The organism is Roseospira marina (assembly GCF_014197855.1).
Lineage (GTDB): Bacteria > Pseudomonadota > Alphaproteobacteria > Rhodospirillales > Rhodospirillaceae > Rhodospira > Rhodospira marina.
Window position 1 is genome coordinate 1 of record NZ_JACIGJ010000048.1, and the last position, 1,585, is coordinate 1,585.

Genomic DNA, 1,585 nt, shown 5'->3' on the forward strand with positions numbered 1-1,585 from the left:
AAACGGACCGCACCGGATGCGGGATCTGGTACCGTACCGCGATCAAAACATCGCGGGAGACGGACCATGGAGTTCTTCGCCGGGCTGGACGTGTCGATCGAGGAAACCGCCGTGTGCGTGGTCGACGACACCGGAGACATCCACCTTCAAACGACGGTCGAGACTGACCCCGACGCGATCCGCGAGGTCCTCAAACCCATGCTGGGGACGCTGTGCCGGGTGGGCCACGAGGCCGGTGCCCTGGCGCCGTGGCTGCAGCCCGAGCTGGTCGCGCGCGGTGTGCCGGCGGTCTGCCTGGAGGCGAATCATGTCCGCGCGGCGGCGGCGATGGCGGCGCAGCGGAATAAGACGGATGCCACCGACGCCCTGGGCCTGGCCCACATCGTCCGCACCGGGTGGTACCGGACGGCCTACATCAAGGGCGAGGACGTCTACCGGCTGCGGCTGCTTCTGACACAGCGGCGGACCCTGAAGCGGAAGTTCCTCGATCTCGAGAACACCATCCGACACTCGCTGAAGGTGTTCGGGATCCGCCTGTCGCGGGTCAGCCGCGGGCGTTTCGAGGCTGCCGTGCGCGAGGCCGTGGCGGACGATCCGCTGGTCACGGATGTCATGGAGGCCATGCTGGGGGCCCGCGCGGCGCTGTGGACCGAGTACGGCAAACTGCACGACCGGGTGGTCAAATTCGTCGCCGGAGACCCCCAGTGCCGGCGGTTCATGGCCATCCCGGGCGTGGGGCCGGTGACGGCGCTGACCTTCTTCACGGCGGTCGACGACCCGACCCGGTTCCAGCGGTCCCGCGATGTCGCGGCGTACTTCGGACTGACTTCGAAGCGCCGACAGTCGGGCACCAGCATCGACGTGAACGGCCGCATCAGCAAGGCCGGGGACCCGGATGTCCGACGGGCCCTGTACGAGGCGGCGTCGGCCCTGATGACCCGGTTCAAGGGCCGCGACAAGGTGAAGACGTGGGGCCAGGCCATCGCCAAACGGGGCTGCCATCGCAAGGCGACCGTGGCGGTGGCCCGCAAGCTGGCGGTCATCATGCATGCCATGTGGCGCGATGGAACCGAGTACGACGGCGCACCGGCGGGTGACCAGGCGCCAGCCGCACGACGCGGTGGGAGCGCACGGGAACCGGCGGTCGCATGACCCGGAACACGAGGGTCTCGCGCGTGTCCGGAGGCCGTCCGGACCGTTCTTGAGACCCGGGGATCCGCCCCTGCGGCGGATGGGAGATGGTGCAGACCATGGATTGCGGGACGCACGGTATCTTGCCTGTGGCCGGTCCGCCGGACCACGTCGTAATGCCTGTGAACGTGCCCCGCCACTCCGATGGCAGCATGCGCCGCGATGGGGATGCCGGACCCGCCAGGCGGGTCCCCGGTTGCACAAACCGGCCCCTCGATGAGCGCGGAAAAGTGCACGGCGCACCAGATCTCGATCCGCTACCTGAGCCGGGGCCCGAACCGGATCGCCAAGCGTTCGTGGGCGTGCTATGGAGTAATAGAATGAAGAAAAGGCCATGAAGGGGAAGAAGGCCGAGATTATACCGATTAAAAGGGCAATATAAAAGAGAGCCTCC

The 1,585-nt window shown here is 67.5% G+C and carries 1 protein-coding gene; it reads left to right on the forward strand.

Going from position 1 to position 1,585, the window contains the following annotated elements; all coding sequences use genetic code 11:
• Positions 1-66 precede the first annotated feature (66 nt).
• Positions 67-1,152 carry an IS110 family RNA-guided transposase gene (locus tag GGD82_RS20720; RefSeq protein ID WP_150064313.1) on the forward strand — a complete coding sequence of 362 codons (1,086 nt, stop codon included), beginning with the start codon at positions 67-69 and terminating at the stop codon, positions 1,150-1,152.
• The last annotated feature ends 433 nt before the right edge of the window (positions 1,153-1,585 follow it).